Source organism: Bacteroides sp. 90-K9/2, assembly GCF_047310725.1.
Classification (GTDB): Bacteria; Bacteroidota; Bacteroidia; order Bacteroidales; family Bacteroidaceae; genus Bacteroides; species Bacteroides vicugnae.
The window spans coordinates 19,469-46,268 of the sequence record NZ_JBCGVL010000010.1 but is presented as its reverse complement, the minus strand read 5'-3'; the positions used below and the strand labels follow the sequence as shown (position 1 = coordinate 46,268).

Here is a 26,800-nt window from a genome sequence, read left to right as displayed (position 1 = left end):
ATACATTGTTAAAACAATAGAGTTGCTATCCCGTTCAACTTATCATTGAGTGAAGGATAGCAACTCTTTTTTTTGTTATACCATATCATCGCCTGTTTTCTTAAACGTAACGCGGATTGTTTTATGGAAAGGAATAAAACGAGAAATCACAGCTATGACAACAGATATCACCAACAAATAACCCAAAATCTCTTTCAATGCCAGCAACAGGCTTTGTTGTTGCAGGGTATTATATAAAGAGTTGGTTGCCAACTGCGCAGCCTCATCATACGGATGCCCCTGTGTCATCGCATTGTTCAGCGACTGGCTATAGCGTGCTGACGACAATGGAACAGCAGCGGTTATAGTTTCCGACAACGAATACATATATTTTTGTTGCAGTCGGTACAGTACATTACTATAAAAAGAAGTCGCCATGATAGGTGCCAACACGGAACGGAAAATAATCAGGAAGAAAGCATTCGACAACAAGTATTTCGGATTCAAGTCTTCCACGGCAAACAGGGCAAAAGCAATAATCAAAGTCAACATACCCAAACCGCGAAAGAAGATAGGCAGGTAGAGCATCTCATACGTACTATCCGGAGAAATGCCAAAATACAAAATGGCAAAGAAAATCACAAAGCAACTCATTCCTCCCGCTATCAGAAAACGAAAACGCCACCGTTGCCAGCGAAACCACCAAAAACAGATAAAGGCACCGACTACATATCCCGGAAGCAAATAAATATAAAGAGAATAGGTATGCGTAGTATCTACTTTCAGAATAACAGTTAGATAGTTAGTCAGCAAAGTGGTCGATGTACTGAAAAACATCACGAACATCATATAAAAATAACCCACAATCGCTTTGGGCTGGAATAAAGGAGCCAGACTTACATAAGGATTCTCCGAATGGCTCTGATACCAGATGAACAGTGCAATCAGCATAGGTGCTATTACAATATAAATACATATCTTGCCGGAAGCCATCCAATCGAGCACTTTTCCATAATTGATAACGTACATCAACATCAGCAACCCGGCTGAAATAACAAACATCTCACGGATATGCAGATCAGACCATGCGACAACTTTGTTGGGACGGTTGTGCCGGAAACAGATGATAACAAACAGAATGGAAATCAAGATCAATACCATCATAAAGTAGTACATATACTTCCAGTTATAATGATACGCCAGTAAAGCCGTTACCAGCATCGAAACTTGTCCCCCACCGTAAACCAACGGATAAAAATAAGAATAGAACTCGCTACGCACATTCTTCGGACTGAAAATCTTCTGGGCATAACGAATAAACCACAACATGAGAAATCCTTTCAGGAAACCGACAGCAAAACTACAGACAATCAAAATATCCGCGTTTTGCGTACGTGCACAAACCCAACTCAAGAAGAATTGCAGTACTAAATCAATCAATAACAGAGATTTCACGGAAAAGGCTGCCAACACCTTAGGAATAATCGGGTATGCGATAGCCATACCCGCCGAAGCAGCGTAATACCCCATCGTAATATCTTCCGAATTAGTACCCAGCGTGTTCGACACTTCCAACATACTGCCTGTATACGAGCCATTGAGCATAGTGACCGGAAGAATCACGATGAAAATGCTGATAAGCCCAAGCCAATCGGGCACCCATTGACGAACAGGTGCCTCCAATTCCTTCATGGTAATCATTTGCGTAAAGCTTCTGTTTCCACCATCATCCCGGCTCTCAACTGTGCCATTTCTTCCGGAGAAACATCTTCCAAGTCGATACGCACGGGAATTCGCTGCTGCACCTTTACAAAATTGCCGGCCGAATTATCTGTAGGAACCAGGGAATATTTAGACCCGGTTGCCTCGGAAATCGCAGTGACTTCCCCGTGAAAAATCTTTCCGGGCACTGCATCTACTTTAATACGTACCTGCTGCCCAATATGGATATTAGCAATCTGCGTTTCTTTATAATTAGCGGTAATCCATTTATCCTTGTTGCGCACCAGATAAGAAATAGTCTGTCCGGTCTGCACATATTGACCGGATTCAAGCGTACGCCTGCCCATATATCCATCATAAGGGGCAGTGAGAACCGTATAAGACAGATTCAGCTTAGCCAAATCCAGGTCTGCTTCTTTACGCAAAATGGCAGCCTCTGTGCCGGTTGTTTTCTTACTTGTCTCCGCATATTGTGATAATGCCGCCTGTCTCTGTGCAACCAATGCCTGATAACGTGCCTTTGCTGCCTCATAAGCAGCTTTCGCTTGTTCATACTGCTGTTCCGGAACAGATTCTTCTTCCAACAAACGTCCAAAACGATGATAATCCTGTTCCAATTGCCAGAGTTTCGCTTTTGCTTCAGCAATGTTGGCATCCTGCACGGCAATATTCGTATGGGAAGTTTCAATACCCGAATGAAGTACATCCTGCGAGCCATGTGCATCCAACAATGCAGCTTCCGCTTCCTTTACCTTAATCTGATATTCACGATTGTCAAGCACCAGCAGAGTATCTCCCTGATGGACATATTGATGTTCCTTAAAACGAACCTCCTTGATATAACCCGAAGCCCGGACATTCAAAGGAGCTACATATTGATCTACAAAAGCATCATTAGTCACTTCGTAATTCACATAGCGCCAGAAGTAATTAGCAGTCCACCAAAGTCCGGAGACGGCCAAACAGATACATACTAAATTTAAAACGATATTACGAACTCTTACTTTTTTCAGTTTCCTCTGTTTTTCTTTCCATTCAATTGCCATATCTGTTCTGTTTATTAAAGACGTCCACTAGCCTTCTGAAGTTGATAATAAGTATAAATCACACGAGTGCGTGCAGTGACCAGCTGCAATTCCACATTCAAACGGACGGAATTCGCATCAAGTAAATCAGTCAGGATAGCCAGTTGATTCAGATAACGATTCTGCATAATACGGTAATTCTCTTCCGCTTGCCGGACAGACAGTTTTAGAGCCTCTACCCTCTGCAATGCTTCCCTGTGGCGTAGAAATGCAGAGCGTACATCCATGCGGATTCCCTGCATTTTCTGTTCTTCTTCATTCTTCCGCAAAGACACCATCAGTTTACTCTCTTTTACTTTATGATTGTTCTTGTACAGTGAAGATAAAGGATAGGAAACCGATACGCCCACATTCCAGTTATTGTTATACATATCCGCCAATGTACGTGAAACGGGACGTGCCAATGTATTCGATGCATATAGTGACACACTGGGAAGAGAAAAGGATTGGGCAGAACGGATTTCATTCCTTGCCAATTCTGTCTGTGCGCGAAGCAGCCTCATCGCCGGATCATTTTCATACGCCTGAACAATATAGTCATCATAGGATTGCAAAGCAACTGCCTGATAGAGAATGGTTGTATCCGGTTGTAATAACAAGTTCTCATCCTGCCCCAACAAGATATTGAGTTGCTGTGATACAAGCGCAATGCTATTTTCCACTTCCTCCAAAGACAGGCGGTCATTAGTCAACTGCATTTCGCTCCGTAATACATCATTATTGGTTATCAGCCCCTCTTTTTTCATCCGTCGGATATCGCGTAACCGGAGTTCCGACTCCTCAATATTCCGCATCAATATTTCATGCTGCTTGAATAGACTAAACAGGTTCATATACTGATTGAGTAACCGTAACTTTATTTCTGCCTCATCAGTTAACGTTTGTAGTTCGGCAACTTGTTTTTCTATATCCGCCTTATGAATAGCACTTCGGATTTTACCACCCTGATAGAGAGGCTGTGCCAGATCAATCGCATAATTTTGTGACCAGTCCGGTGCTTCCGGATATGAAGGATCGGATAATCCCCGTTCCCAAACAACAGGCTGCCCTACAAATCCCCCTTTCAGCCCGATCTGCAGTTCCGGTAACTGCGCAGACCGTGCGGTCCGTATCCGCTCCTGTGCCATGGATTCTTTCATTACATCCGCCTGAAGTTGCAGACTATGCCGTACTCCCCGTCCAAAAAGCTGATCGATAGTGAGAAACAAAGAATCTGTTTGTGCATTTATGGATTGAGTAGCCAAAAACAGGCAAGATAAAACAGCCCCATACTTCTTATACATTTTCAAGTACATCGTATACACTCTTTAATTCAGACAACATAGTCTCAATGCTTTCTATACCAATAATCTTTTCTGCGTATACATAGACCTGATCGAGAATCGGACGAATCTGTTCTTTAAATTCTTCCCCTTCGGGGGTCAGGAACACCAGTTTATTACGACGGTCGGCAGGATCTTCTCTCCGGTAAACATACCCTTTCTTTTCCAGATTATTCATCAAATTGGTGAGACATGCCTTATCTTTTGCTATGCGTTCCGCCAATATCTGCTGACTAATTCCCTGCTCATGCCATAAGCTACTCAATACCTGAAGCATCTCAAACGTAATACCCGCATTATTTTTTCTCAATGTCCGTTGCATAGACCGGCGGAAAGCCATACGGGTACGAACAATCTGCAACATGAGTTCTCTAAACTCTGCTCCTTCTCTCATTTTCTATACTCTTTTTACTTGTTTCGTTTCGGCGGCAAAGTTAGGTATTTCCCCTGAATTAGTCAAACGTTTGACTAATTTCATTTTCAAACTATTTTTATATAATTCCCGATTATCCGTTCATTTATCCATTAAACAACTATATATTAACGTTTTATCATACCATTCAAATCTTTATCATCAAAATATTCAGGCAAAAAGTTTGTTCATCTGAAATCTTTTATTTTACTTTGCATCACAAAGTACTTTTTATATGAATAAAGATAAAGCATTAGAATCGGTAAATGAGATAAAAGAGTTGATGGAAAAGTCCTCCAAGTTTATCTCTCTCAGTGGTCTCGCTGCAATCATGGCGGGCATTTACGCATTAGCTGGCGCATACATCGCCACACAAGTTATTACACCGGGCACACATTTAATTGTTGCTCTCGAACTGATGGCTATCATAGCCTCGCTCGTATTGGTAGCAGCTGCGGTCACCGCCTGCATCCTGTCCTATTATAAATCCAAGAAGACAGGACAGAAATTTTTCAGCCGCCTCACTTACCGGGCATTGTGGAACTTTTCTCTTCCGATGCTGACCGGAGGTGTTTTATGTATTTCCATCATAATGCATGAGTATTATGACATCCTGGCCTCCGTCATGCTTTTATTTTACGGACTGGCACTGGTCAACGTATCCAAGTTTACTTACTCCAGCATCGTATGGTTAGGATATGCTTTCATTTGCCTGGGCGTCGCAGATTGTTTTTGGGAAGGTCATTCACTGCTGTTCTGGACCATCGGTTTCGGCGGTTTCCATATTCTTTATGGCATATTGTTCTATTTACACTACGAAAGAAAGAGATCATAAATGATAGAAGCATTCCAATATATTAATAAAGCATTCGAAAGCAAGGTCCGGCTCGGTATCATGGCTGTTCTGATGGTAAATGAGGAAGCTGACTTCAATTTTCTGAAAGAGCAGCTCTCTCTGACAGACGGTAATCTTGCCAGCCACACCCGTGCCCTGGAAGAACTGGGATATATCATATGCAACAAAAGTTTTGTCGGACGAAAGCCACGAACTGTTTTTCAAGCAACCCCGCAAGGCAGAGAAGCTTTCAAATCTCATATTGAAGCCTTAGAGAAATTTCTAAAATCAAAATAAATAATTCATCAAAACACTACTGACTTATGGACGGTTTCAATGAAAATTCAAATGAGCAACAGGCGCAGCAACCTATGGGATGTCTCCACCGTTTCTCCAAAACAATCAAGGTTGTCATCATCGGATTATTAATTCTTCTCCTGATGATACCGATGTTCATGATTGAAAATCTTATTTCCGAACGGGGACGAACCCAGGAAGAAGCTATCGACGAGGTAAGTGAAAAATGGAGTCTGGCACAGACCATTACAGGCCCCTACCTGAATCTCCAGTATCCGGTCGTCACTGAAAATAAGGACGAGAAAAAGGTCTCTATGAAGGACCTGATACTTTTTCCCGACGAGCTTATGGTCAGCGGGCAACTAAAGACTGAAATTCTGAAAAGAAGTATCTACGAGGTCAATGTATATCAATCGGAACTGACACTGAAAGGGTCATTCAGTTCGGAAGAACTGCAGAAGAGCAGAATAGATATGGAACAGTTGCAATTTGACAGGGCGGCTATTTGTCTGAATCTGACCGATATGCGGGGTATCAGCGAGCAAATCAGCATCACTCTGGGAGATTCTGTTTATATATTCGAACCGGGTATGGACAACAGAGGAATAGATAACACCGGAGTTCATGCGATCGCAAACTTATCGGAGTTGAAACAGAATAAAAAACTGCCTTATGAAATAAAAATCAAACTGAAAGGTTCGCAGTCACTCAACTTTATTCCATTGGGTAAAACAACCCGTGTAGATCTGAAAGCCAACTGGAATACGCCTAGCTTCACCGGTAACTATCTGCCCAATAACCGCAACATTACGGAGAAAGAATTCTCCGCACAATGGCAGGTTTTAAATTTGAACCGGAATTACTCACAGGTGATGGTTGACTACAACCACTCGAACATCAAGGACATTGAGAACTCCAGTTTCGGTGTTAACTTCAAAATCCCGGTGGAACAGTATCAACAGTCCATGCGTTCTGCAAAATATGCAATCCTGATTATCTTACTGACTTTCGGAGTGATTTTCTTCACCGAAATTATGAATAAGACCCGTATTCATGCCTTGCAGTATTTATTGGTAGGACTGGCACTCTGTCTATTTTACAGTTTGCTCCTCTCCTTCTCCGAACACATCGGATTCAACCCTGCCTATTTATTATCTTCTGCACTGACCATCACACTGGTAGGCGGATATATGTTCGGAATCACCAGAAAAAAGAAACCGTCATTAATCATGTCCGGATTGTTGGCTATACTCTATATTTATATATTTGTTCTTATTCAGCTAGAGACTTTCGCATTATTGGCAGGCAGCTTAGGACTGTTTATAATACTGGCAATAGTGATGTATTTCTCAAAGAAAATAGACTGGTTCAATGAATAACCGGCTTTTCTTCAGAAACACTTGACAAACGGTTTTTTATTTTGTATCTTTGAGAAAACAGAATCTATAAACGACATGAATATAATAAGAAAAATAGATACATAACAAGCTTTCAAGCTGATCTAATTTAGGATTAGCAAAGATATATCATAGGGCAATGATTTGACGATCATTGCCCTATTTTGTTTATATTTATACACTTTTCTTTTTGTATAATCTTCCCAAACGCCCAAAATAGTTTTTAATAAACTCTGATACCGTTTATAATAAACTACCCAAAAGTTTATTATAAACAGAAATCGCGTTTATTAAGAATGTCTTCTTCAAATGTAAAAATAGAGAAATGCACTTTCATACAATAAAAGGATATAAATAGCCTGTTTGCTCATGCAGTAACATAAACGAACAAAACTCTTTATTTCATCCAAATGATTGAGTTTCCATCACTACACGCTAAAAAGTTTTCTTCAAATAAATCATATCCACCAGTTGCTCGCCATCCTCATAGATCAGATGGTCATAGTTGTCAGTAAAAAAATTCTTTATCCGGTGAGAAACAGTGAAACCACAGTGTTCATAGAAAGATCTGGAAGAAGGCACATCGCCTGTACCCACCAACATTTCAGAACACTTTCCCCGATAATATTCAAATAAGAATTCGATTAAACGTTTTCCGTACCCCTGCCGTTGAAAGAAAGGAACGGTAGCAATATTCTTGATTTCATAAATACCTTCCCCTTCACGAGTCACTACACAAAGAGCTTTCAATCCGTTATCATAAAGAACAAACATATCGCCGCGCTCCAAATACCGGTCAATCATACTTTCTTGTTCATCAGCCAGAAGTAATAAATCGAGGAATTCTTTTTTATCCGAAGCTACTAACTTTATCTCCATATTTTAAAATATTGAATTCTACCTTATTCATTTCTACCATTGTCATTTATTAATGCTGCTGATTCATTTGCCTATGATCCAAAATGGTATCCATATTCTCCAAGGCCCATCCTACCAGCCCTTCAATATGAGGGATCAAAGTGCCACCCGTATCTGTCAGGCAATACTCCACACGGGGAGGCACTTCGGCGTACACTTTCCGTTCCACCAATCCGTCTGATTCTAAAGTACGTAGGGTAACGGTCAACATTCTTTGAGAAACATCTTCTATCGTTTTATGAATATCACTAAAACGCATCGTTCCATTGGCATTCAATGTAATAAGTACCAGCATCGACCACTTGTCTCCCAAGCGGCTAAGCACATCTCTTACCGGACAATTTCCTGTCGGATGAAAGTTTTTCATTCTTTAACGTTTTGTATTTTATTGAAATTCAGCAATAGTTACCTTCATGTAACTTCCTTATTTTCAAGTACGTTCTTGCATTTTTCAAACAAGAAAGATACATTTGCATCACAAAAGTAATAAACTTACTAATAATAACTATTGTTTCATTTAAATAATTATGATTATGGCAAAGAAAGTTGCAGTTTTAGCAGTGAATCCGGTAAATGGTTGTGGACTATTCCAATATTTGGAAGCATTTTTCGAAAATGGTATTTCATATAAAGTATTTGCCGTATCGGATACGAAGGATATTAAAACAAATTCGGGAATCAGCCTGACAGTAGATGACGTGATCGCTAATTTGAAAGGACACGAAGATAAATTCGATGCACTCGTTTTCTCATGTGGCGATGCAGTGCCTGTATTTCAGCAGAATGCCGATAAGCCCTATAATGTAGATTTGATGCAAGTCATTAAAACTTTCGGAGATAAAGGGAAAATGATGATCGGACATTGCGCCGGTGCAATGATGTTTGACTTTACAGGTATAACCAAAGGGAAAAAACTAGCAGTTCACCCATTAGCCAAACCAGCCATTCAAAACGGAACAGCTACTGATGAGAAATCAGAGATAGATGGTAACTTTTTCACTGCTCAAGATGAAAACACCATTTGGACAATGATGCCGCAGGTAATCGAAGCACTAAAATAATGTTCGCAGCGCAGATATGAAACAATAAATATAAACATTATTATATCAATCTACGCATCTAAAGATGAAAAAGCACGTTCCTTTTAAAGGAACGGTGTGTTTCTCGGTGTGCAACGGGTCGTTCCTTTAAAAGGAACGACCCGTTGGTTTTAAAGGAAAAACGCACATTTATTACGCATTAATAATCAATCACTTACAGATTCGAAAAATTCAAATACCGACTAACTTCCCCCAACAGCGTTTAATTCAACAAATCCGTACAAGTTCACCTATTTATTTCTTAAAAGATCGTTGTTAGTTAACTAAAATCCAAGGGAAATATCATTCATTACATTCTCTTTTCGTACCAAGAAAAAGAAAAACGGAACATTACAAAAATCTGAAACAGCATTCATCATTTTTTTAAAGTCCGTATATTAGCAGCTTGAAGATTTGAAAGAGATAAACAGCATACTCCTTTCGAGTTTAAATAACCAAACAAGATGCCTAAAACAATATGATCAGAGAAAGAGAGAATTACCATGCATTTTTACTTCATTTCTTAGAAAGACTGAATAGCTGTGACTCTATTGAGAAAAAAATCACAGAATCACTTACGGATATTTGCGAATACTATGGTTTTAAAAGAGCATTCATTTATCAAACGGACGGATTTCGCTACTTTTATTTAAAGGAAACAATTGGAAATAACGACAATATCCTGCGCCAGCGTTTTGAAATCAGTGAAATGAGCAATCAACACGTTGCCCACGCAAATGGCAAAAGCAAACCTTTTTATGCCTGCAGAACCCAAAACGCTTCCTGGGATGATGTAGACATCATTGATTTTTATAGAGTCAATTCTTTGCTGATCCGGCAAATTCAAGACTCCGAAGGAAAAATCATCGGATTCATCGGATTTGCAGACAGGGAGCATGCAATATCTTTCACCGATGAGGAACTGCAAATAATTCATCTCATTTTAGGATCACTCTCCAAGGAAATAGCAGTGCGTGAATATAAAGAAAGGGAAGTACGGGCAAGCAAGACTTTAAGTAGTATCATGAACAACATGGGAGTTGACATCTATGTAAACTCTTTCGACTCTCATGATATGCTATATGCCAATGAATCCATGGCTGCTCCATACGGAGGAATTGAACATTTTGAAGGAAAAAAATGCTGGCAGGCTCTATATAAAGATAAAACCGGAGAATGTGAGTTTTGCCCGAAGAAACATTTGATAGATGAAAACGGGTTGCCAACTAAAGTTTACTCCTGGGATTATCAACGTCCATTTGACAAATGTTGGTTTCGTGTATTCAGTGCCGCATTTGACTGGATAGACGGACAGATGGCACACGTAATCACCAGTGTCGATATTAACCATCAAAAAACAATAGAGGAAGAACTAAGAATAGCCAAAGAAAAAGCGGAAAACCTGGATCGTTTAAAATCGGCCTTTCTTGCCAATATGAGTCATGAAATCCGCACTCCGTTAAATGCGATTGTCGGCTTTGCCAGTTTACTGGTCGAATCGGATGACAAAAAGGACCGCCAGGATTATGTCGATATCATGCAGGAAAACACAGAACTTCTCTTACAACTGATATCCGATATTCTCGATTTATCCAAAATAGAGGCCGGAACACTCGACTTCACCATGGATCATCTGGACATCAAGAGCTTCTGTGAAGATATAATGCGCAATTATGATATAAAAGAAGATAAGCCCGTCCCCGTTTTGCAGACTCCGGACTTACCTCAATATTATATTTATACAGATAAAAAGCGTTTAATGCAGGTAATCACCAATTTCATAAATAACGCTCTCAAATTTACCAAAGAAGGCCAAATTCTCCTTGAATATCATCATAAAAAAGAAACAGATGAAATAGAGTTCTCCGTCACAGATACGGGTATGGGGATTGCTCCGGATAAAGCAAGTCGGGTCTTCGAACGTTTTGTAAAACTCAATTCTTTTTCAAAAGGCACAGGGTTAGGCCTGTCTATTTGCAGAAGTATTATCGAGCACCTCGGGGGGACTATCGGTGTTGAATCCAAGTTAGGGACCGGTTCCCGTTTCTGGTTCACGCACCCTTATAAAGTCAAATAAGAAGCCCGTCTAAAAAGCGTATAAATTTCTCTCTTTTATTTACTTTTCATGACCAAAGTTTAGTTTAATCCATTTATTATTAATACCTTTGTAATCACATAAACTTAATAAACCATCAAAAAACATTAAAATTTAATGACAACACACAATCAAATAAAAGCAAATACCTCTTATCTTATAAAACTTTTTTTGTCGTTCTGTTTATTGTTTTCTTTCACCACTCCGAGTCTAGCTCAAAAAGATTCAGTAAACTCTTCCAATTATCTTCTAATTATTAATTCATATACAGAAGCAGCTCCCTGGAGTTTTAGAATGATTTCCGCGATAACCGAATACACTCAAACTCTTCCTCAACTAGCACTCTATACCGAACATATGAATATGCTAATGATGGATGCAGACTCTACTTTAAAAGAGTTCAAACAAACGATCCTGGAAAAATACAGACAACATTCTCCACGAATGCTGATATTGATAGGAAATTCCAGTATGATATTACGGGATGACTTCAGGAAGATGTGGGGGAATGTTCCGATTATACTATGCGCCGAAGAAGATTATATCGGACCGAAAGAGTTTTATCTCCAAAAGAAACCGATTGACGTAACTGCAAGAATCCCAATAGCGGACATAGCCAAACCTTATAATCTAACTTTCTTACATTCTAATTTCTATATTAAAGAGAATATAGAACTAATTTGCCGAATGACTCCCCATATAAAGAATTTCATATTTATCGGTGATGAACGGCAAAACAACCAGACTTACAACACAGTTATTGAGCAAGAATTAGCAAAGGATCATCCGGATATCAATTATCAATTCATATCTCCTCGAAAGATGCGGATTAACCATTTGTTAGACACTCTTTATTCTATTGACCCCCAAACAACAGGAATACTCTTTTCTTCCTGGTTCTACAAACACACATTTGCCGGTAACACTTCGTTGGTTATAAATTCTCACCGGCTAATCCCCACAACATCCGCTCCTTTATTCAGTCTTGGCATGTTGACAATCAAAGACAATACAGGAGGAGCGATAGGAGGATACGTCTACGACCAAGATACATACAACAAAAAAATAGTAGAAACAATCCAAGCAATATTAGATGGGAAACAAGCAGCCGAAATTCCTTTTTACGAACCTTCGAATGCCGCCCCTACAATCAATTACAGTGTATTGCTCCGTAAAGGATTATCGCCGAATCTATGTCCTTCCAACACAATTTTCTTTAACAAGCCACCTACTTTTTGGGAACAATACGGATATTTCATTTTAGGATCAGTCGTTTGTTTCATACTGCTTGCTCTACTCTTTCAATACCGTATCAATCATCTGAATAAATTAAAGAAGTTACAACAGAAAGATATTGACACGATGACTTCCTACAAGAATCTGATTAACAATATGCCTATACTTTATATGCAAGAAGAGTTAATAATGAACGAAGAAGGCACGCCAATAGAATTAATATATCGGAATGTAAACTCTCACTTTGAAAAAAACTTCTTCCGCAAAGAAGACGTAATAGGCAAAAAGGCCAGTGAGTTATTCCCTGAATCCATGCCAGAGTTTCTGCATTTCACCAAAATATCACTTACTGAAAACAAAGCCATCACTTTCCCATATTACTTTAAACAGATAGATGCATTCTATGATATAGTCCTGAAAGGTACTCACCACAATAACATTGTCGATATTTTCTGTCTGGACAGTACAGAACTATACAAAGCCCAACAAAAATTGAGTGCTACCAACAACAAGCTTGCAATGGCACTGGACGTAGCCAATATTGTGCCCTGGAAATGGGATTTATTAAGCAAAACTATACTTTGCGACATCAACAAACCCATCGAACTCAGTACAAATGAAAAAGATATAAGTGAAGAACAATTAGCAGTACCCGACTCTCAATATTTCTCTAAAATATTCAAAGAAGACCGCAAACGTGTAGAAAAAGCCTACGAAGATCTGCTAAAAGGACGTTCGGATAAGGTTAGGGAAGAATATCGGGTAGTCAACATACAGAATCACATCCATCGAATAGAATGGGTAGAAGCGCAAGCTGCTGTAGAGACTCGTGATAAAAACGGAAAGCCACTGTCTCTGGTCGGCTCCTCTTTAATCATCACCAAACGAAAAAAGATGGAAATGGAATTGATGACAGCCAGAGACCGGGCAGAAGAATCCAATCGTCTCAAATCAGCTTTCCTCGCAAACATGAGTCATGAAATCCGTACTCCTCTCAATGCTATTGTCGGTTTCTCCAGTATATTAGCATCAACAGACGAAAAAGAAGAAAAGCAGGAGTATGTGAGCATCATTGAAAATAATAACACGCTGTTATTACAATTAATCAGCGATATTCTGGATTTATCAAAGATTGAAGCCGGAACATTGGAATTTCAGTATTCCAACATTGATTTGAATAAGGTGATGAATGAGTTAACAAGCTCATTACAGCTAAAAATTAAATCGGATAAAGTACAGCTAAGCTGTCATCCGACAATGGAAACCTGCTTTATCCATACTGAAAAGAACCGTCTATCGCAGTTACTCATCAATTTGATAAGCAATGCTATCAAATTTACAACCGAGGGGTATATTCGTTTTGGCTATGAACTTCGCGACAAAGAAATTTATTTTTATGTCAGCGATACAGGTTGCGGTATACCCAAAGACAAACAGAAGAGCATTTTCGGACGTTTTGTCAAACTAAACAGCTTTGAACAAGGTACAGGGTTAGGACTTTCTATTTGCCAGACATTAGTAGAGCACATGGGAGGATCTATCGGAGTAAATTCGGAAGAAGGAAAAGGTTCCACATTCTGGTTTACACTACCATATAAAGCCGCAGTGGCTGTAGATGAAGACACTGCAAAGACAGAGCTCCAACCAATAACCATAGAGAAAAACAAACTTAGCATTCTGATTGCAGAAGATAATGACAGCAACTACAAATTATTTGCATCCATATTAAAGGGAGAATACCAATTGATTCATGCTTGGGATGGACAAGAAGCAGTAGAAATGTTCAATAAGTATAATCCGCAAATCATACTAATGGACATCAATATGCCTGTTATGGACGGCTACGAAGCAACCAAAGAAATCCGGAAATACTCGGCTAAAGTGCCAATTATTGCCATTACCGCCTTTGCCTATGCTTCAGATGAGCAGAAGGTGATAGAAAGTGGGTTCGACGGTTATATGCCTAAGCCTATTAATGCACAACAGTTAAAAGCCCAATTAATAGACATCGTACAAAAGCGCATCATCTTACTGTAAAAGAAATATATCATCTCCTATTTTATTTAAGACCGTGAAAACCATGAAATAGGAGATGATATATTCAAGCCACTCTCTTTAGAAACAATAACATATTCGGGCTTGTTATAAATATGTTACTTTAGCTATTCTTTTTTGCCACTTCCTGCGAAAAACACTACTTTTGCACCGCTATTTCAAATATTTAGAATAAAATAAATACCACAACGTCCATTTATGACTGAAGAAAAAATACATAAAAACCGTCCCGGAAACTGGTGGGCATTGAGTCCGTTACTCGTATTCCTCTGCCTCTATCTGGTGACGTCCATCCTCGTCAACGACTTTTATAAAGTGCCTATCACTGTGGCCTTTCTCGTCTCTTCTTGTTATGCCATCGCCATTACCCCCGGCTTGAAACTGGACCAGCGTATCTACCAATTCTCAGTAGGAGCTGCCAATAAGAACATCCTCCTGATGATATGGATATTCATTCTTGCCGGAGCTTTTGCACAAAGCGCCAAGCAAATGGGCGCAATCGATGCCACCGTCAATCTGACACTACATATTCTCCCGGATAATCTGCTGCTGGCCGGCATCTTTATTGCTGCCTGTTTCATCTCTTTATCCATCGGAACCAGCGTGGGAACTATTGTCGCCCTCACTCCCGTTGCTGTAGGACTGGCAGAAAAGACGGAGATAGCACTCCCTTTTATGGTGGCTGTCGTAGTCGGTGGTTCTTTTTTCGGAGATAATCTGTCGTTTATTTCAGACACCACCATTGCCTCTACCAAAACCCAGGAATGTGTAATGCGCGACAAATTCCGGGTAAACTCGATGATAGTGGTGCCGGCAGCCATCATCGTGCTGGGTATTTATATATTCCAAGGATTGTCCATTACCGCTCCCACTCAAACACAAACCATTGAATGGCTCAAAGTGATACCTTATATAATAGTATTAGGAACAGCCATTGCCGGAATTAATGTAATGCTCGTACTTATAATAGGTATATTGACTACTGGTATCATCGGCATCGCTACCAGTAGCTTCGGTATATTCGACTGGTTTGGCGCCATGGGGACAGGAATTACAGGCATGGGAGAATTGATTATCATCACTCTGCTGGCCGGAGGTATGCTCGAAACCATCCGTTATAACGGTGGTATTGATTTCATCATCCGGAAACTCACCCGCCATGTCAATGGCAAGAGGGGTGCCGAACTAAGCATTGCCGCCTTGGTGAGCATTGCCAATTTATGCACTGCCAACAACACGATTGCCATTATCACAACCGGACCGATTGCCAAAGATATTGCCATAAAATTCCATCTCGACCGGAGAAAAACAGCCAGTATCCTCGATACTTTCTCCTGCCTGATACAAGGAATTATCCCTTATGGAGCACAGATGCTGATTGCAGCAGGACTTGCCAGCATCTCCCCTATCAGTATCATCGGCAATCTCTATTATCCATTTACAATGGGAGCATGCGCCCTGCTCGCAATCTTGTTCCGCTATCCGAAACGGTATTCGTAAAAAAGAGGCGAAATGTTTGTCAATCAAAAGAAAAGCCGTATCTTTGTGCCCGCTATTACGAGATAATAGCATAATTCAAATCAATCATTAAAAACAATTATTAAAAATGGCAACTAGAATCAGATTGCAGAGACACGGACGTAAAAGTTACGCGTTCTATTCAATTGTAATTGCAGACAGCAGAGCACCACGTGATGGTAAATTTATTGAGAAGATTGGTACTTACAACCCAAATACCAATCCTGCTACAGTAGATTTGAATTTCGACGCTGCATTGGCATGGGTACTGAAAGGTGCACAACCAAGTGACACTGTACGTAACATCCTTTCTCGTGAAGGAGTTTACATGAAGAAACATCTTCTGGGCGGTGTAGCAAAAGGCGCATTCGGAGAAGCAGAAGCTGAAGCTAAATTCGAAGCTTGGAAAAACAACAAACAGTCAGGTTTGGCTACTTTGAAAGCTAAACAGGACGAGGCTAAGAAAGCGGAAGCGAAAGCACGTCTGGAAGCAGAAAAGAAAATCAACGAAGTGAAAGCAAAAGCACTCGCTGAAAAGAAAGCTGCTGAAGCTGCTGAAAAGGCTGCTGCTGAAGCACCTGCAGAAGAAGCTGCAGCTCCGGCTGAAGAAGCTCCTGCAACAGAAGCTGCTGCTGAATAAATTTCAGCAGATTCCGAATAAGAAATTAGGAAAAAGCTATAATCCTCTCCGGTTCGCCGGAGGGGATTTTTTATTACTTTATGCTATAAAACATAGCAAATAATTATTCTCTTTCAGAATAAAATGTCTTTCTTTGCATCAGCATAGTTCAGCACAGTATTACTTATTTTTACAGCATGAAACGAACTGATAAAAAGGCAACATTCGGACAACAGTCGAGCAAGGTTACGCAACTAGCGGACGCACTTAGCCAGGCAATCTCCAGGAAAGAATTTCTTGAAGGAGATTCTTTGCCTTCCATCAATCAGTTGAGTGCTCAATACGGAGTATCACGCGACACCGTTTTCAAAGCTTTCCTTGATTTACGCGAACGAGGGTTGATCGACTCCACTCCCGGAAAAGGATATTACGTGACGAGCCAGGTAACCAATGTTTTATTACTGCTCGACCAATACACTCCTTTCAAAGAAGCATTATACAATAGTTTCGTCAAGCATCTGCCTATTAATTATAAGGTAGATTTATTGTTTCATCAATACAACGAACGGTTATTTAACACCATCATCCGGGAATCCATAGGAAAATACAACAAATACATCGTGATGAATTTCGATAACGAGAAATTCAGCACAGCTCTCAATAAAATTAATCCCACCAAATTGCTACTTCTTGATTTCGGCAAATTCGAAAAAGAGAAGTATTCATATATCTGTCAAGATTTCGACGAATCTTTCTATCAGGCATTGCATTTGCTCAGGGAAAGGCTGAAAAACTATCACCAACTTGTTTTTCTGTTTCCGAAAAGCCTGAAGCACCCTCAAAGCAGCAAGGAATATTTCACCCGTTTCTGTCAGGAACAGGGATTCCTCTGTGAGGTTCAGGAGGATATCGAGAATCTGACAATATGCAAGGGAGTTGCCTACATTGCTATCAAGCAACAAGATGTGGTAAAGGTAGTGAAACAAGGCAGATTGGAAGGGCTGAAATGCGGAAAAGATTTCGGCTTGTTGGCATACAATGATATTCCTTCTTACGAAGTGATTGACGAAGGAATAACCTCATTGAGTATTGACTGGGAAATGATGGGAAACGAAGCTGCTAATTTCGTTCTTAATAATGTAACGGTACAAAAGTTCTTGCCGACAGAAGTAAGACTTCGAAAGTCGCTTTAATTTTTTTTGCAATACAATCAGCACAGTTCAGCACAGATATTAATTAATCCTTTAATAGATAGAAACCATGAAAAAGTATCCGAAAATCGGGATTCGTCCCACAATCGACGGTCGCCAAGGTGGCGTTCGCGAAAGTCTTGAAGAAAAAACAATGAATCTGGCAAAGGCAGTAGCCGAATTAATCAGCAGTAATCTGAAAAACGGCGACGGCAGCCCGGTAGAATGTGTTATTGCCGATAGCACTATCGGACGCGTAGCCGAAAGTGCCGCCTGTGCGGAAAAGTTTGAAAGAGAAGGAGTAGGCTCTACCATTACCGTCACTTCCTGCTGGTGCTATGGTGCGGAAACAATGGACATGAATCCTCATTATCCGAAAGCTGTTTGGGGATTTAACGGTACAGAACGTCCGGGAGCTGTATATTTGGCAGCGGTATTGGCAGGACATGCACAAAAAGGACTTCCTGCATTCGGTATCTACGGACGTGATGTTCAGGATCTGGACGATAATACAATCCCTGAAGATGTATCGGAAAAGATTCTTCGTTTTGCACGCGCTGCACAGGCAGTAGCTACCATGAGAGGCAAATCTTACCTGTCAATGGGTAGTGTATCCATGGGTATCGCCGGTTCTATCGTTAATCCTGATTTCTTCCAGGAATATCTGGGAATGCGCAATGAATCAATAGACCTCACAGAAATCATCCGCCGGATGGATGAAGGTATCTATGACCACGAAGAATACGCCAAAGCAATGGAGTGGACTGAAAAACATTGCAAGACCAACGAAGGTGAAGACTTCAAGAACCGTCCTGAAAAGCGTAAAACCCGTGAGCAGAAAGATGCAGACTGGGAGTTCATCGTAAAAATGACAATTATCATGCGCGACCTGATGACCGGAAATCCCAAACTGAAAGAAATGGGATTCAAGGAAGAAGCTTTGGGACACAATGCCATTGCAGCCGGTTTCCAAGGACAACGCCAATGGACAGACTTTTATCCTAACGGTGACTATCCGGAAGCTTTACTCAATACTTCTTTCGACTGGAACGGCATCCGTGAAGCATTTGTGGTAGCTACCGAAAATGACGCTTGCAACGGTGTAGCCATGCTGTTCGGACATCTGCTGACCAACCGTGCACAAATATTCTCCGACGTACGTACATACTGGAGTCCTGAAGCTGTAAAACGTGTAACCGGCAAAGAATTGAGTGGTCTGGCAGCCAATGGTATCATCCACCTTATCAATTCAGGTGCAACAACTCTCGACGGTTCCGGCCAATCAGTAGACGCAGAAGGTAATCCGGTTATGAAAGAACCCTGGAACCTGACGGACGCTGATGTAGAGAACTGTCTCAAAGCAACAACCTGGTATCCGGCAGACCGTGATTACTTCCGTGGTGGTGGTTTCTCGTCCAACTTCCTGTCAAAAGGTGGAATGCCTGTAACCATGATGCGTCTGAACCTGATTAAAGGCTTAGGCCCTGTCCTGCAAATTGCAGAAGGATGGACAGTTGAAATCGATCCGGAAATCCATCAGAAACTCAATATGCGTACAGACCCGACATGGCCTACCACTTGGTTTGTACCCCGCCTGTGCGATAAACCGGCTTTCAAAGATGTATATTCAGTTATGAATAACTGGGGAGCCAATCATGGAGCCATCAGCTACGGCCATATCGGTCAAGACTTAATCACGCTTGCTTCCATGCTCCGCATCCCGGTATGTATGCATAATGTGGAAGAAGACCGGATGTTCCGCCCGGCCGCTTGGAATGCCTTCGGCATGGACAAAGAAGGAGCAGACTACAGAGCTTGTGCAACTTACGGCCCGATCTATAAATAAACAAGTTTTTTTCGTCCTGTATAAATAAATATTTTAACTTTGCCGTTCGTAGGGGGCGGGCTACCTTCTTCTGGTATACCCAATAAATATCGGAACAGCCTCTCCCCTACAACGACTTAAATAAGAACACTATGATTACTAACGAACATATTGAACAATTCATTGCACAGGCACACCGTTACGGGGATGCAAAATTAATGCTTTGCAGCAGCGGTAACCTTTCTTGGAGAATCGGTGAAGAAGCATTGATTTCCGGTACGGGTTCTTGGGTTCCCACACTTGGCAAAGAAAAAGTTTCGATCTGCAATATTGCCAGCGGCACTCCTTCCAATGGCGTAAAACCTTCTATGGAAAGCACATTCCATTTAGGTATTCTCCGCGAACGTCCGGACGTCAATGTCGTTCTCCATTTCCAATCGGAATATGCCACTGCTGTCTCCTGCATGAAAAACAAGCCGGCAAATTTCAACGTAACAGCAGAAATTCCTTGCCATGTAGGTTCGGAAATACCGGTGATTCCATATTATCGTCCGGGCTCACCGGAACTGGCGAAAGCCGTAGTAGAAGCCATGCAAAAGCATAACTCGGTTTTACTGACTAACCACGGGCAAGTGGTATGCGGAAAAGATTTCGATCAAGTATACGAACGGGCTACCTTCTTCGAAATGGCTTGCCGCATCATCGTCCAATCCGGTGGTGATTATTCTGTGCTCACACCGGCAGAAATTGAAGATTTGGAAATTTACGTATTAGGAAAGAAAAGCAACTAGCATCCGGGCACATTACCATGAAAGATACCATCAAACACACTTATTTAGCAGCAGACTTCGGAGGCGGCAGCGGACGGATCATCGCCGGCTTCCTTTTCAACGGTAAGTTGGAATTGGAAGAGGTATACCGCTTCTCCAACCGGCAGGTCAAACTTGGCAATCATGTTTACTGGGACTTCCCGTCTCTATTCGAAGATATGAAAACCGGACTAAAACTGGCTGCACAAAAAGGATATGCCGTAAGAGGTATTGGTATTGATACTTGGGGAGTGGATTTTGGACTGATTGACAAGCATGGAAACCTGTTAGGAAATCCTGTCTGTTACCGGGATGCGAGAACAGAGGGAATGCCGGCAGAAGTATTCAAGTTTATAGATGAACACCGACATTATGCCGAGACCGGTATCCAGGTGATGCCTATCAATACACTGTTTCAACTTTACAGCATGAAACAGAATCAAGATATACAGTTGGAAGTCGCCCGGCAACTTCTATTCATGCCCGATCTCTTCAGTTACTTCCTGACAGGAGTAGCCAATAATGAATATTGCATCGCTTCCACCTCCGAATTACTGGACGCCAAATCACGGAACTGGTCACTCAATACCATACACGCCTTAGGTCTTCCCGAACATCTGTTCGGCGAGATTATTCTTCCCAGAACAATCAGGGGCACACTAAAAGAGGATATCGCACGCGAAACCGGACTGGGTGCCGTAGACGTTATTGCCGTAGGTTCACACGATACAGCCAGTGCCGTAGCCGCAGTTCCTGCCACAGAAAGCCCCATCGCTTTCCTTAGTTCCGGCACTTGGTCGCTACTGGGAGTTGAAGTGGACGAACCTATACTGACGGAAGAAGCAAGAAAAGCTCAATTCACCAATGAAGGAGGTGTTGACGGCAAGATCCGTTTCCTCCAGAATATAACAGGATTATGGATTCTGCAACGCTTGATGAATGAGTGGAAAGTATGTGGTGAGGAACAAGATTATAATATAATCATCCCGCAGGCTGCCGAAGCCAAAATTGATACAATCATCCCTGTAGACGACGCCACATTCATGAATCCGGAAAATATGGAAAACGCGCTTATTCATTATTGCCGGAGTCATGCTTTGCAAGTTCCCCAAAGCAAAGCAGAGACTGTACGATGTGTACTCCAGTCATTAGCTTTCAAATATCGTCAGGCTGTGGAACAGCTCAACCGTTGTCTCCCCGCTCCGATCCGTCAGTTAAATATCATCGGCGGAGGGTCACAAAATAAGTTACTCAACCAACTGACAGCTGACGAACTCGGCATTCCTGTTTATGCAGGTCCGATAGAAGCCACTGCAATGGGAAACATTCTGACGCAGGCAATGGCTAAAGGAGAAATTGCCGATCTTCGTGAATTGCGAGAAATTGTCACTCGCAGCGTTACACCACAAGTATATTACCCTAAAAAATAAAAGTATATGGAAACATCCAAAACCGGTTATCAGGTTCAATCTTATGACGTTCCCGTCAAACGATATTGCCAAACCCTTGATTTACGCAATTCTCCGGAACTAATCGCCGAATATCGGAAAAGACATAGCCAAGCGGAAGCATGGCCGGAAATCCTTGCCGGTATCCGGGAAGTTGGCATCCTGGAAATGGAAATTTATATTCTGGGAACACGACTGTTTATGATTGTCGAAACTCCCCTTGATTTTGACTGGGATACGGCTATGGAACGCCTGAACACCCTTCCCCGCCAACAAGAGTGGGAAGAATATATGGCTATCTTCCAACAAGCCGCACCCGGAATGAGTTCCGCAGAGAAATGGAAACCGATGGAAAGAATGTTCCATTTGTATAATACTTAAAAAAATACCAGAAACAACCATGAAACACACCAAGCAGTCCATCCTTTCGAAAGATGGCATCAGTTATCTTATACCTTTTATTCTCATTACCTCCTGTTTTGCGTTATGGGGATTTGCCAATGACATTACCAATCCAATGGTAAAGGCATTCTCTAAAATCTTCCGGATGAGTGCCACCGATGGAGCATTGGTACAAGTTGCCTTCTATGGAGGGTACTTTGCAATGGCTTTTCCGGCTGCCATCTTCATCCGCAAATATTCCTACAAAGCAGGTGTTTTGTTAGGACTGGGTATGTATGCTTTCGGAGCATTCTTATTCTTCCCCGCCAAAATGACGGGTGAGTATTATCCGTTTCTGATTGCTTATTTCATTCTGACCTGCGGATTGTCTTTCCTCGAAACAAGCTGTAATCCGTATATTCTTTCCATGGGAACGGAAGAAACGGCTACCCGGCGTTTGAATCTTGCACAGTCTTTCAACCCGATGGGGTCGCTTCTCGGAATGTATGTAGCCATGCAGTTCATTCAAGCGAAATTGCATCCGATGTGTACCGAAGACCGCGCATTGCTTAACGACAGCGAATTTCAGGCGATCAAAGAGAGTGACCTTAGTGTCCTGATCGCTCCTTATCTCATCATCGGACTAGTCATCGTTGCCATGCTGCTATTGATACGATTCGTCAAAATGCCTAAAAACGGAGATCAGAATCACAAAATAGACTTCTTCCCTACACTCAAACGCATTTTCAAGGAAACACGTTATCGTGAAGGTGTGATAGCCCAGTTCTTTTATGTGGGAGCACAAATCATGTGCTGGACGTTCATCATTCAGTATGGAACACGACTGTTTATGTCACAAGGCATGGACGAAAAAAGTGCAGAAGTGTTATCACAACAATATAATATCGTGGCAATGGTTATTTTTTGTATCAGCCGCTTTATCTGTACGTTCATTCTGCGCTATCTCAATGCAGGCAAATTATTGATGATCCTCGCTATCTTCGGAGGTGTTTTCACATTAGGAGCCATCTTCCTACAAAACATCTACGGCATATATTGTCTGGTAGCAATATCGGCTTGTATGTCATTAATGTTCCCTACCATATACGGCATTGCCCTGAAAGGCATGGGAGATGATGCGAAGTTCGGAGCTGCCGGTCTCATTATGGCTATCTTGGGAGGCTCTATTCTTCCACCGCTACAGGCAAGTATCATTGATATGGAACAGATAGCCTGGCTACCGGCTGTCAATGTTTCATTTATTCTTCCTTTCATCTGTTTTCTTGTAATTATCGGTTATGGTTACCGTACAGTGAAAAGAAACTGGTAGGATACATATCTAAAAATAGTTTCAAAAGTGACGCCATCTGCCAAGGATAGCGTCACTTTTTTATTTTTCCTCCTGCTCCAAATCATATCAATGCTCTCCAATCAATAAAGCAGATGTTCAGGTGATGGAAAAACGTTATATCTCTTTTACCCTTTTGTTACGCCACAACAGAACATTACTAACTAATCATAATTATCACCTACCGTTCATCCCCATAATCATACCAAACGGAAACAAACTATCATCCAATATTCATATCATCATCCACTTGTTACAACTTATCATTATTTTTACTTCGCAGGAATAAATCGTACTTCCTTTCTATCTTTATATGAGAAAATCCAAAGTGGTACTTATCGGGATATGTATCGATAGTACCGAATATGCAATACGTTCCCCCCCTCATCAGTATTACCACACGGTAAATAAAAACATTCAATAAACAAAAATAGATCTATTTATCATTGTTGCCAGGAGGAAATCCACCATTTCTCAAAGAATGATTCAAATTGTTAGGATTCAAGCTCCTCATATAAATTTTACTTTCAACTATCACCTCTCAAAATATAAATCTATAAATATTTATATTTTGAGTTTATGAATACATAACTGTGAGATTATAGTTACAGTGAATTTACTCTTTTATCTCAAACGTAGGAAATAGGTGTATCCCATCTAAGTGGCACCATTAAAACAAATTAAAATGAAATACTCAATAACAACATCACCTCTCGTTCCCGTTGTCATAACTATACTTCTTATTTATCAATTATACCTTGTCCCACTGCTTATTGCAGGCGGAATTTCAATTTATTGGATTTGGTCTTTCATATTTATACAAAAAGAAAAGAATTTATTAAAAGAAGGGATTCAATATTTAATGGACTCCTTCGGGAATATTCGTACCCCGATCACATCGATTCATACTCCATTAAAAACAATATACAATAATCATTGTCCCGAAAATGCCAAAACGGAGTTATTACTGGCAATCCGAAAGATCGATTGTCTCAACGAACATTTAACCGGACTGATGAATTTGAAACAGTTATTCACCCATTCCGGAAGTGTGGATATTGCAGAATATGAACTCGGAAAGTTTATCAGGAACAAAGTCGACTCTTTAAGAGAACATGCCATCAACAATCAAATAAAACTGGAAATAAAGACAGAATTCAAGTATGCCAGTACTTGGTTCGACCAAAGTAAGGTATCTCCAATCATTGATAAATTCATAAGAAACGCCATAGACCACGCCGGACAAAAGCAAACAATTATCTTGGCTATTTCTATAAACCCTCAACACTGGCAAATTAGAATAACCGGTTACAAAAGCAGGAGATTGACCCAATGTTACACATACAAAAAGCTTCAATTACTCAAACGGGGAGAAGAACTTGAATATAGTTTCGATAAAAGTATATTTTATAAGAAACTGTTAAGACTGTGCAACGGCAAGATTCTCATCAATCACTCCCAACAGAGTGTTTTACTAAGATTTCCATTAAAATATACACATAAAAATATGTCCGAATATACTCCCATACAGTTCACAGTCAATCAGGAAGAAAAAAAGATTGACTCTCTGTTCTGTAAAGAGACTCATAAAAGAAAGTCAGCCAAGCCTACAGTACTCCTTGCTGACAGTAATGCAGACTTCAGGTCTTATCTGGAAACACGCTTATCCGAACACTTCATTGTAAAAAGCTTCGACAACGGTCTGGAGGCCCTGAAATACATCAGAGAAGAATACCCGGACATCGTGATTTGTGACATGATGTTGCATGGGATGTATGGAAATGAACTCTCTTCAAGACTGAAAACGTCCGGAGAAACCTCTATTATACCTATTATCCTTTACGGTTCATATCTGGACGGCAAACAACAAAACACAAGAGAGGCCTCGCTGGCCGATGTCTTTTTACATACTCCTTTTCATGTAGAAGATTTAAAAATAGAAATAAACGTTCTAATCAAAAATAGTCGTTTCCTTAGAAAATCATTCCTACAAAAAATATTCGGGGAACAATTCTTAAAGATAAAAGAGAACGAAAACCTGAATGAAGATAATTACGTATTCATCGATCGTGTGAAAGACTATATTCTAAAAAATATAGATCAGGAAAACCTGACTATTGATGAAGTCGCGTCCGAACTATATATGAGTAGAACTACTTTCTTCAATAAATGGAAATCGCTGACAGGAGAAGCACCTAAATTTTTTATATTCCGAATCCGAATGGAAAAAGCCCGTGAACTATTAGAAAGCGGAAAATACTCTGTAAATGTGGTTCCGGAAATGATAGGATTAAAGAATCTAAAAAACTTCCGACATAAATACAAAGAATACTTCGGAATAACACCAAGCGAATCTATTATAAAAAAACAATAGTATACGAAGTCTGCTATCTGTTGCAAAGGTCCTGATGAATGGGACCTCTGCAACAGCATTCCTGCAAAAAAAACATTTTGTTTTTATTTCCATACGCAGTATTTCACAAATACCGGCATTTACTCTATGTACGTACACCTTAATTTTGAAAATTAATAATCTAATTTTAAACAGTATGAAAATTTTAACTGAAATAAAAAAAACTCGTTGTTTTAATCGCTTTGTTCTCCTTGTAGTATTGCCAGGCCTGATAAGCACTTTCACTGCATGCAGCAATGATGACGATTCAGATATTCCCGTATATTCACTTAAAGATGTGGATGGAAACTATTCCGGTAAGATGTTAACAGAAACCGCTCCATCCGTCAATCCACAAAACTACTCCTCCAAAGAAGAACAACCGCAAGGAGCCACAGTTACCGCTGAAGTAAAAGACAATCAAATTATGATTAAAAAACTTCCGGTTGACGATTTGATCAGAAGTATCGTCGGTGAAGAAGCTGCCGAAGTTATCATTGAGAATCTGGACGATATCAATTACAACATTCCTTATACTGCTGCCTTTAATGATGATAGCAAAGGCTCCATTCTACTTCAATTGAAACCTGAACCTTTGGAAATAAAATATACGCCCCCGACCCAAGTAAAAGCGGATGGAGAAGAAGATCCTCAAATTACTGTAAAAGTAACCATAGAAGCAGAAGAACAGGGTCAATATACATATAAAGATAAAAAACTTACCTTTGTGATCAAAGCAACCCAAGTGGAAGTAGAAGGAGTGCCGTTGAAAGACTTCCCGATTACCACATTCAGTTTCGACATGGTCAAGAAGTAACCGATCGGACAAGCTTTCCCA

Annotated in this window: 22 protein-coding genes; 16 read left to right on the top strand and 6 right to left on the bottom strand. The window is 40.6% G+C overall.

Translation table 11 applies throughout. The features are described from left to right. Window positions 1–75: 75 nt before the first annotated feature. From AAHJ11_RS18810 to AAHJ11_RS18795, 4 genes are read right to left on the bottom strand one after another with little or no spacing between them, the layout of a single operon-like run. Window positions 76–1,680 (bottom strand): MFS transporter, encoded by a 1,605-nt coding sequence (locus tag AAHJ11_RS18810; protein ID WP_413579998.1) that lies wholly within the window; start codon window positions 1,678–1,680, stop codon window positions 76–78. Next, on the bottom strand, window positions 1,677–2,747 hold the full coding sequence (locus tag AAHJ11_RS18805) for an HlyD family secretion protein (protein ID WP_413579996.1): 1,071 nt from the start codon (window positions 2,745–2,747) through the stop codon (window positions 1,677–1,679). The genes AAHJ11_RS18810 and AAHJ11_RS18805 overlap by 4 nt, the downstream gene beginning before the upstream one ends. Before the next feature lie 14 nt (window positions 2,748–2,761). Continuing rightward, the gene (locus tag AAHJ11_RS18800; RefSeq protein ID WP_259011527.1) at window positions 2,762–4,081 is read right to left on the bottom strand and encodes a TolC family protein; all 1,320 of its coding nucleotides are present in this window, start codon (window positions 4,079–4,081) and stop codon (window positions 2,762–2,764) included. Beyond that, window positions 4,062–4,502, bottom strand: coding sequence for a MarR family winged helix-turn-helix transcriptional regulator (locus tag AAHJ11_RS18795; protein ID WP_148367610.1), 441 nt, complete (start codon window positions 4,500–4,502; stop codon window positions 4,062–4,064). Before AAHJ11_RS18795 ends, AAHJ11_RS18800 begins: the two co-directional genes overlap by 20 nt. Before the next feature lie 253 nt (window positions 4,503–4,755). On the opposite strand from AAHJ11_RS18795, the gene AAHJ11_RS18790 reads away from it, so the two are divergent. Genes AAHJ11_RS18790 through creD form a run of 3 tightly spaced genes read left to right on the top strand, consistent with a single transcriptional unit; the run spans window position 4,756 to window position 7,031 of the window. Then, on the top strand, window positions 4,756–5,355 hold the full coding sequence (locus tag AAHJ11_RS18790) for a hypothetical protein (RefSeq protein WP_167511907.1): 600 nt from the start codon (window positions 4,756–4,758) through the stop codon (window positions 5,353–5,355). After that, window positions 5,356–5,652: a winged helix-turn-helix domain-containing protein gene (locus AAHJ11_RS18785; RefSeq protein ID WP_258981086.1), complete on the top strand. Its 297-nt coding sequence runs from the start codon at window positions 5,356–5,358 to the stop codon at window positions 5,650–5,652. Between the two features lie 26 nt (window positions 5,653–5,678). Next, window positions 5,679–7,031, top strand: coding sequence for a cell envelope integrity protein CreD (gene creD, locus AAHJ11_RS18780; RefSeq protein ID WP_148367608.1), 1,353 nt, complete (start codon window positions 5,679–5,681; stop codon window positions 7,029–7,031). A gap of 453 nt (window positions 7,032–7,484) precedes the next feature. Here the strand turns inward: creD and AAHJ11_RS18775 are convergent, their stop codons facing one another. Together AAHJ11_RS18775 and AAHJ11_RS18770 are read right to left on the bottom strand one after the other, a co-directional pair. Further along, window positions 7,485–7,928, bottom strand: a complete 444-nt coding sequence (locus tag AAHJ11_RS18775) for a GNAT family N-acetyltransferase (RefSeq protein ID WP_148367607.1) — start codon at window positions 7,926–7,928, stop codon at window positions 7,485–7,487. Between the two features lie 49 nt (window positions 7,929–7,977). Beyond that, window positions 7,978–8,334: a winged helix-turn-helix transcriptional regulator gene (locus tag AAHJ11_RS18770; RefSeq protein ID WP_148367606.1), complete on the bottom strand. Its 357-nt coding sequence runs from the start codon at window positions 8,332–8,334 to the stop codon at window positions 7,978–7,980. 166 nt (window positions 8,335–8,500) lie between these two features. On the opposite strand from AAHJ11_RS18770, the gene AAHJ11_RS18765 reads away from it, so the two are divergent. The 13 genes from AAHJ11_RS18765 to AAHJ11_RS18705 all read left to right on the top strand — a co-directional run bounded on the left by AAHJ11_RS18765 (window position 8,501) and on the right by AAHJ11_RS18705 (window position 26,779). Then, complete coding sequence (locus tag AAHJ11_RS18765) at window positions 8,501–9,028, top strand: DJ-1/PfpI family protein (protein WP_320974780.1); 528 nt, start codon at window positions 8,501–8,503, stop codon at window positions 9,026–9,028. A gap of 496 nt (window positions 9,029–9,524) precedes the next feature. Further along, a complete protein-coding gene (locus AAHJ11_RS18760; RefSeq protein ID WP_320974779.1) occupies window positions 9,525–11,123 on the top strand; it encodes a HAMP domain-containing sensor histidine kinase in 1,599 nt (532 codons plus the stop codon). 135 nt (window positions 11,124–11,258) lie between these two features. Continuing rightward, the gene (locus AAHJ11_RS18755; RefSeq protein ID WP_413579995.1) at window positions 11,259–14,414 is read left to right on the top strand and encodes an ATP-binding protein; all 3,156 of its coding nucleotides are present in this window, start codon (window positions 11,259–11,261) and stop codon (window positions 14,412–14,414) included. A 216-nt stretch (window positions 14,415–14,630) separates the two neighbouring features. Continuing rightward, window positions 14,631–15,932, top strand: coding sequence for a Na+/H+ antiporter NhaC family protein (locus AAHJ11_RS18750; protein WP_148367602.1), 1,302 nt, complete (start codon window positions 14,631–14,633; stop codon window positions 15,930–15,932). A gap of 106 nt (window positions 15,933–16,038) precedes the next feature. Continuing rightward, window positions 16,039–16,590, top strand: coding sequence for a 30S ribosomal protein S16 (locus AAHJ11_RS18745; protein ID WP_004325681.1), 552 nt, complete (start codon window positions 16,039–16,041; stop codon window positions 16,588–16,590). 176 nt (window positions 16,591–16,766) lie between these two features. After that, the gene (locus AAHJ11_RS18740; protein WP_195650483.1) at window positions 16,767–17,762 is read left to right on the top strand and encodes a GntR family transcriptional regulator; all 996 of its coding nucleotides are present in this window, start codon (window positions 16,767–16,769) and stop codon (window positions 17,760–17,762) included. A 67-nt stretch (window positions 17,763–17,829) separates the two neighbouring features. Further along, window positions 17,830–19,605 carry an L-fucose isomerase gene (gene fucI, locus AAHJ11_RS18735; protein ID WP_148367599.1) on the top strand — a complete coding sequence of 592 codons (1,776 nt, stop codon included), beginning with the start codon at window positions 17,830–17,832 and terminating at the stop codon, window positions 19,603–19,605. A gap of 131 nt (window positions 19,606–19,736) precedes the next feature. Further along, on the top strand, window positions 19,737–20,375 hold the full coding sequence (locus AAHJ11_RS18730) for a class II aldolase/adducin family protein (RefSeq protein WP_148367598.1): 639 nt from the start codon (window positions 19,737–19,739) through the stop codon (window positions 20,373–20,375). A gap of 17 nt (window positions 20,376–20,392) precedes the next feature. Beyond that, on the top strand, window positions 20,393–21,823 hold the full coding sequence (locus AAHJ11_RS18725) for a rhamnulokinase (RefSeq protein WP_413579992.1): 1,431 nt from the start codon (window positions 20,393–20,395) through the stop codon (window positions 21,821–21,823). Window positions 21,824–21,829: 6 nt separating this feature from the next. Further along, on the top strand, window positions 21,830–22,222 hold the full coding sequence (locus tag AAHJ11_RS18720; RefSeq protein WP_004303848.1) for an L-rhamnose mutarotase: 393 nt from the start codon (window positions 21,830–21,832) through the stop codon (window positions 22,220–22,222). 19 nt (window positions 22,223–22,241) lie between these two features. Continuing rightward, window positions 22,242–23,552, top strand: coding sequence for an L-fucose:H+ symporter permease (gene fucP, locus AAHJ11_RS18715; protein ID WP_004303849.1), 1,311 nt, complete (start codon window positions 22,242–22,244; stop codon window positions 23,550–23,552). A 703-nt stretch (window positions 23,553–24,255) separates the two neighbouring features. Further along, complete coding sequence (locus AAHJ11_RS18710; RefSeq protein ID WP_320974777.1) at window positions 24,256–25,944, top strand: response regulator transcription factor; 1,689 nt, start codon at window positions 24,256–24,258, stop codon at window positions 25,942–25,944. A 175-nt stretch (window positions 25,945–26,119) separates the two neighbouring features. Continuing rightward, window positions 26,120–26,779: a DUF4840 domain-containing protein gene (locus AAHJ11_RS18705; protein ID WP_148367594.1), complete on the top strand. Its 660-nt coding sequence runs from the start codon at window positions 26,120–26,122 to the stop codon at window positions 26,777–26,779. The last annotated feature ends 21 nt before the right edge of the window (window positions 26,780–26,800 follow it).